Source organism: Sphingobium sp. ZW T5_29 (assembly GCF_044987515.1).
GTDB lineage: Bacteria > Pseudomonadota > Alphaproteobacteria > Sphingomonadales > Sphingomonadaceae > Sphingobium.
The window spans coordinates 211,291-217,531 of the sequence record NZ_JBJDRM010000005.1 but is presented as its reverse complement, the minus strand read 5'-3'; the positions used below and the strand labels follow the sequence as shown (position 1 = coordinate 217,531).

Sequence of the window (6,241 nt, the reverse complement as noted above, 5' to 3'; positions counted from 1 at the left end):
AGGGGCTCAATCACCGACCACTCAAAATCCGTCAGATCAAAACGCGCCACAGCCAGTCTCCCTTCGCTGGAAAACTGAATCAGAAATTAGACCGATTGGGAATCCTGTTTATGGGTATGTGACCTAGGGCGCGAGGCCTTTCCCGGTTCATTCGCCGCCCTGAGCATCAAAGGGCCTGACATAGCCCCCACCCGTTCGGGCTGAGCTTGTCGAAGCCCTTTCCTTCCCTACGCCGCTCGGCCCGAAAGGGGAGGAGAGGCCCCCTAAAACTCACCCCGCCAAAACCCACTCAGGAACGCCATCAGCCCCCGCTCATCCGCCGCCCCTGGGCGGGGTGCGCCATAGCTGCGGCATTCCAGGCAGTCCGCCCGCACGCCCGCGCCGCCGATCATCGCGCGCACATCGGTAATCGCCTGCATGGCCCATCGGCGCTGGACTATCGCCTGACGGCTCAGCATGTCGCGCGGGGCGTCGGCATCCTCATCCTCGCGCTGGGTCATGGATTGCAGGAATTCGACGAACTTGTCGGGTTCTTTTTCAATCCGGTAGGCGCGCGCCGTCTTCGGGTCGATCCTGGCCAGCTTCGCCGCTTCGGCAACCGCCTCATCCAGTCCGCCAAAGCGGTCGACCAGCCCGATCTGGCGCGCTGTCCCGCCGTCCCACACCCGGCCCTGCGCGACCGCATCGATCTGCGCAGGCGACTTGCCTCGCGATTTCGCGACCAATCCGACGAAGCGGCCATAAATATCCTCGACCCCCATCTGCATGATCCGGTCGAATTCGGGCGTCGTACCGCCCGCCAGGTCGGGCTGGCCGGACAGCGGCGTCGTGCGCACTCCGTCGGTGGTGATTCCCATCTTGGCCAACGTGCCTTCAAAACTTGGCAGGATGCCGAACACGCCGATGGACCCTGTGATTGTGTCAGGCTCGGCAAAGATCACATTGGCGGGTGTCGACACCCAATATCCGCCGCTGGCCGCCACATTGCCCATCGAAACCACAATGGGCAGGCCCTTCGCCTTGGCCTGCAGAATCGCGGTGCGGATTTTTTCCGACGCCATCACTGACCCGCCGGGCGAATCGACGCGCACCACCAGCGCTTTCAAGTCTTTTTCCGCCAGCGCCTTGTAGAGCAGGGCGGAAATCGTATCGCCCGCCGCGCTGCCCGGACCAGCTTCGCCATCCACAATGTCGCCCGCGACGGTCAATATGCCGATCTGGCCGTCATTGGCCGGTCGATGCGCCTTCATATAGCTTTGCAGGTCGATAGTGGCGAAATCGCCCGCCCGCTCGTCGGCAGGTTCACCGGCGACCTTCGCCACGCGCTCGCCAAAGGCCGCTTCGTCGCCCAGTCGGTCGACCAGCCCGGCGGTCAGCGCCGCCTTGGCCAGATTGCCGCCCGCCGCCGTGGCCGCCTCTACCGGATTGCGGGCATAGGCGGCCAACTTGGCGCCGGGCCGCGCCTTCGTCACATCGTCCTGCCATTGCTGCCACAGCGCGTCGGCCAGCGCCTGGTTGGCCTGCCGCGCTTCGGGCGATTGTTCCGAACGGGTGAACGGCTCGACAAAGCTTTTGTAGGTGCCGACGCGATAGACATGCGTGTTGATGCCCAGCTTGTCGATCAACCCCTTGTAATAAAGGCCCGAACCGCCCCGTCCCATGATGGCCACGCCGCCCAGGGGATTGACCCAGCTTTCGCTGGCGTGGGCCGCCAATTGATAGCCCTCGTCGCTGTAGAGCGTGGCATAGGCGAACACCGGCTTCTTCGCGGCCTTCACCGCGTCCAGCGCCTTGCCCACCCGGCTCAGCGCGACCTGACCGCCGCCCATGAACCCGTCCAGGTTCAACACCACCGCCTTGACCTTCCGGTCATCCTTCGCCGCATCCAGCGCGGCGACGATGTCGGACAGGCGATATTCGTGGCTCTGCGGCCCCGAAGAGGACAGCAGTGCAAATGGATCGATCTCCGCCGGTTGCTCGACGATCGTGCCGTCCAGCTTCAACAGCAGTGCGCCGCTACTGACGGCGCGCGCAGGCTTTGGCGACCAGGACAAGGCGGCATATAGCAGGCCAAAGAACAGGAGCATCAACAACAGGACCAGCCCGTCCTTGATCGCCACCAAAATCCGCCACGCGGCCTTTACGAATGCCAACTCGCCGTCTCCCTCATCATCCAGCCGCCGTCGGCCATCCGCGCTATCGTATCGGCGGGCCGACTGCAATGTGGGGGCAGGAAGCGGGCGCACAAGCTTGCACCAGCGATTTCACCCGCTATGGGAAGGGCCGAAATGTCCGCTCTTAGTGCAGGAGACGCGCCGCATGCCCACTCTCGTCCTCATCCGTCATGGCCAGTCGACCTGGAACCTGGAAAATCGCTTCACCGGCTGGTGGGACGTGGATGTCACTGAAAAGGGGGTGCAGGAAGCCCGCGCCGCCGGGCAGTTGCTCGCGGAAAAGGGGCTGGATTTCGACCAGTGCTTCACCTCGCTGCAAACCCGCGCCATCAAGACGCTGAACCTCGCGCTGGAGGAAATGGGCCGCCTGTGGCTGCCGGTTGAAAAGGACTGGCGGCTTAACGAACGCCATTATGGCGGGCTGACCGGCCTGAACAAGGCGGAAACCGCCGCGAAGCATGGCGACGCGCAGGTCAAGATCTGGCGCCGCAGCTTCGACGTGCCGCCGCCGCCGCTCGACCCGGGCAGTGAATTCGACCTGTCGAAGGACCGCCGCTATGACGGCATCGCCATACCAGCCACGGAATCGCTGAAAGACACGATCGCGCGCGTGCTGCCCTATTGGGAAAGCCGCATCGCCCCTGATCTGAAGGCAGGCAAGCGCGTCCTCATCTCCGCCCACGGCAATTCGCTGCGCGCGCTGGTCAAGCATCTGTCGAACATTCCCGACAGCGAAATCACCGAACTGGAAATCCCGACCGGCCAGCCGATCATCTATGAACTGGCCGACGACCTGACCGCCAGGGATCGCTATTATCTCTCGGAACGGTAGTTTCATGTGCTCCTGCGAAGGCAGGAGCCCAGTCCCGCCGCCGGAACTGGGCTCCTGCCTTCGCAGGAGCACGCGGCGGGAATCCCTCCGTTACCTAACGGATATATCCATTGCCCCCCGGCGACCACACCGCTAAGGGGCTTTGCTTTCCGCGCCATCAGGGGAAATAAGGGCGTATGACCGGGCAAAGCGCCGCCACAGTCGGCATCATCATGGGATCGCGATCCGATTGGGAAACGATGCGCCATGCGTCCGAAACCCTGGATGCGCTGGGCGTCGCCCATGAATGCAAGGTTGTTTCCGCGCACCGCACGCCCCAGCGCCTGTATGACTATGCGACCGGCGCGGTCGGACGGGGGCTGAAGGTGATCATCGCCGGGGCAGGGGGCGCGGCTCATCTGCCCGGCATGGCCGCATCCATGACCCGCCTGCCGGTGCTGGGCGTCCCGGTCGAATCCAAATCGTTGAAGGGCATGGATTCGCTCCTGTCCATCGTCCAGATGCCGGGCGGCATTCCCGTCGGCACGCTGGCCATTGGCAAGCCCGGCGCGATCAACGCCGCGCTGCTCGCCGCCGCCATCCTCGCCACCACCGACGCCGCCCTGGCCCAGCGCCTGGATGCCTGGCGCGAAAAGCAGACCAGCGACGTCGCGGAGACTCCTGAATAAGATGACGACCGTCCCGCCCGGTTCCACCATCGGCATTCTCGGCGGCGGCCAGCTTGGCCGGATGATCGCCATCGCCGCCGCGCAGCTGGGCTATGGCACCCACATCTACGCCCCCGAAGAAAGCGGCCCCGCCGCCGATGTGTCCCCCCGATGGGCCTGCGGCGCTTATGAAGACGCCGCCGCGCTCGCCGCCTTCGCCGACAGCGTCGATGTCGTCACCTATGAATTTGAGAATATCGACCCCGCCGCCGTCGATGTGCTGGCCACCCACGGCCTCGTCCGTCCCGCCGCCCACGCGCTGCGCATCGCGCAGGATCGCCTCGCCGAAAAGCGCTTCGTTCAGGACCTTGGCGGCCTTACCGCGCCTTTCGCTTCGGTCGAAAGCCTGGATGACCTGGAACGGGCCATCGCCACCATCGGCAGCCGCGCCATCCTGAAAACCAACCGCATGGGCTATGATGGCAAGGGGCAGGCCCGCATCAATCACCCCGGCGACGCCGCCGACGCATGGAACGCCATCGGTCGGCAAAGCGCCATCCTAGAAGGATTCGTCACCTTTGCGGAGGAATTTTCCGTCATCCTCGTACGCGGGGCCGATGGCGAAATACGCTTCTGGGACTGCGCCGCCAACGTCCATGTCGACGGTATCCTCGCCACCTCTACCGTGCCCGCAGGCCCGCAGATCGAAGCGCAGGTGGACGCCGCCCGCGCACTCGCTGCCCAGGTCGCGGATGCGCTCGACTATGTCGGCGTCCTCACCCTGGAATTCTTCGCCAGTGCCGATGGCCCGGTCTTCAACGAAATGGCCCCGCGCGTCCACAATAGCGGCCACTGGACGATTGAAGGCGCGGTGACGAGCCAGTTCGAAAACCACGTCCGCGCGATTTGCGGCATCCCGCTGGGCGACACCCGGCTCGCCGCCAGGGGGGTGGAGATGCGCAACCTCATCGGCCATCAGGTGAATGAATGGCAGGCGATCCTGTCCGACCCCGCCAGCCACCTGCACCTCTATGGCAAGCATGAAGCCCGCGCCGGGCGCAAGATGGGCCATGTGACCCGCCTGATCCTGTGAACGAAGGGCCGGACATCGTCCTGGTCCTCGCCCGCGCCACCAATGGCGTGATCGGCAGGGACGGCGGACTGCCCTGGCGCCTGCCCGCCGACCTCAAACATTTCAAGGCGCTGACACTGGGCCATCCCATGATCATGGGGCGCAAGACGTTCGACAGCTTGCCCGGCCTGCTTCCCGGTCGCCGCCACATCGTCCTGACCCGCGATCCGCATTGGGCGGGAGAAGGGGCCGAAACCGCGCCCGACATCGCCACCGCCATTCATATTGCGAACGCGTCACCAATCATGGTCATCGGCGGTGCGGAAATATATGGGCTTTTCCTGCCCATCGCGACCCGCATCGAACTGACCGAAGTGGATATCGAAGCGCAAGGCGACGTCGCCATCCCCTATCCCGATCCCGCGCAGTGGCAGGAAACCGCCCGCACCACCCATCCGGCGCAGGGTGATGCCCCCGCCTGCAGCTTCGTCACCTTCCACCGCAGGGCCGCTCAGTGAAGGCACATTGCCAGCCACTGGGCCGCTGCCTATAGGCTGGCACGATGGAGCGGCTGAAAAGCGGCGCCCCGATCCCCGCTCATTTGCGCGGGGGCATCATGGCGCTGGGCAATTTTGACGGTTTTCACCTCGGCCATCAGGCGGTCGTGGGCCGCGCCGTCGAACGCGCGCGGGCGGACGGGCGTCCAGTCATCGTCGCGACGTTCGACCCGCATCCGATGCGCCTGTTCCATCCCGATACGCCGTGGTTCCGCCTCACCAGCCTGGACCAGCGGGCCGCGCTGTTCGAACGGGCGGGGGCCGACGCCATGCTGACCTTTGCCTTCACGCATGAACTGGCCGCGCTGGAACCCGATCAGTTCATCCATATCCTGGCGCAGGACATGGGCGTGGCGGGCGTGGTCACTGGCGAAGACTTCACCTTTGGCAGGGGGCGCAGCGGCTCCGTCGCCCTGCTGGCCCAGTCCCATGCGACCTCTGGCATCATCGCCGAAGCCGTCCCCGCCGTGACCAATGACGCGGGTGAAATTGTGTCGTCCAGCCGCATCCGTGCGGCGCTCCGTGCGGGCGACTGCGCGACTGCGACGCGGCTTTTGACCCGCCCCTTCGCCATTCAGGGCATGGTGCAGCATGGCGACAAGCTGGGGCGCACCATCGGCTTTCCGACCGCGAATATCGACCTTGGCCATTATCTGCGCCCGGCCTACGGCATCTATGCAGTGCGCGGGCTGCTGCGCGATGGCCGGGTGCTGGACGGCGCGGCGAATCTGGGCATCCGCCCCAGCTTCGACCCGCCCAAGGAATTGCTCGAACCGCATTTCTTCGATTTCGCCGAAAGCCTCTACGATCAATGTATCGAAGTGCAGCTGATCGAATTCATCCGGCCCGAAGCGAAATATGAAGGGCTGGACGCACTGACCGCCCAGATCGCGGCGGACTGCGACGCCGCACGGCAAATCCTTGCGAGAACGCCCCACCTCGCCTAATGCACCGGCACA

At 64.9% G+C, this 6,241-nt stretch carries 6 protein-coding genes; 5 read left to right on the top strand and 1 reads right to left on the bottom strand.

Features of this window, described 5'->3' with window-relative positions:
- Nucleotides 1–263 precede the first annotated feature (263 nt).
- Nucleotides 264–2,153: a signal peptide peptidase SppA gene (gene sppA, locus ACI3KQ_RS06270; protein ID WP_404955836.1), complete on the bottom strand. Its 1,890-nt coding sequence runs from the start codon at nucleotides 2,151–2,153 to the stop codon at nucleotides 264–266.
- 166 nt (nucleotides 2,154–2,319) lie between these two features.
- Between sppA and gpmA the strand changes: the two genes are divergently transcribed.
- From gpmA to ACI3KQ_RS06245, 5 genes are all read left to right on the top strand, one after another.
- Entirely contained in the window at nucleotides 2,320–3,006 is a 687-nt protein-coding gene (gene gpmA / locus ACI3KQ_RS06265; protein WP_404955834.1) for a 2,3-diphosphoglycerate-dependent phosphoglycerate mutase, read from the top strand.
- Between the two features lie 176 nt (nucleotides 3,007–3,182).
- Nucleotides 3,183–3,674: a 5-(carboxyamino)imidazole ribonucleotide mutase gene (purE, locus tag ACI3KQ_RS06260; RefSeq protein ID WP_404955832.1), complete on the top strand. Its 492-nt coding sequence runs from the start codon at nucleotides 3,183–3,185 to the stop codon at nucleotides 3,672–3,674.
- A 1-nt stretch (nucleotide 3,675) separates the two neighbouring features.
- Nucleotides 3,676–4,746, top strand: a complete 1,071-nt coding sequence (locus ACI3KQ_RS06255; protein WP_404955830.1) for a 5-(carboxyamino)imidazole ribonucleotide synthase — start codon at nucleotides 3,676–3,678, stop codon at nucleotides 4,744–4,746.
- Nucleotides 4,743–5,243 carry a dihydrofolate reductase gene (locus tag ACI3KQ_RS06250; protein WP_404955829.1) on the top strand — a complete coding sequence of 167 codons (501 nt, stop codon included), beginning with the start codon at nucleotides 4,743–4,745 and terminating at the stop codon, nucleotides 5,241–5,243. Before ACI3KQ_RS06255 ends, ACI3KQ_RS06250 begins: the two co-directional genes overlap by 4 nt.
- Before the next feature lie 44 nt (nucleotides 5,244–5,287).
- Nucleotides 5,288–6,229 (top strand): bifunctional riboflavin kinase/FAD synthetase, encoded by a 942-nt coding sequence (locus ACI3KQ_RS06245; protein WP_404955827.1) that lies wholly within the window; start codon nucleotides 5,288–5,290, stop codon nucleotides 6,227–6,229.
- Nucleotides 6,230–6,241 lie beyond the last annotated feature (12 nt).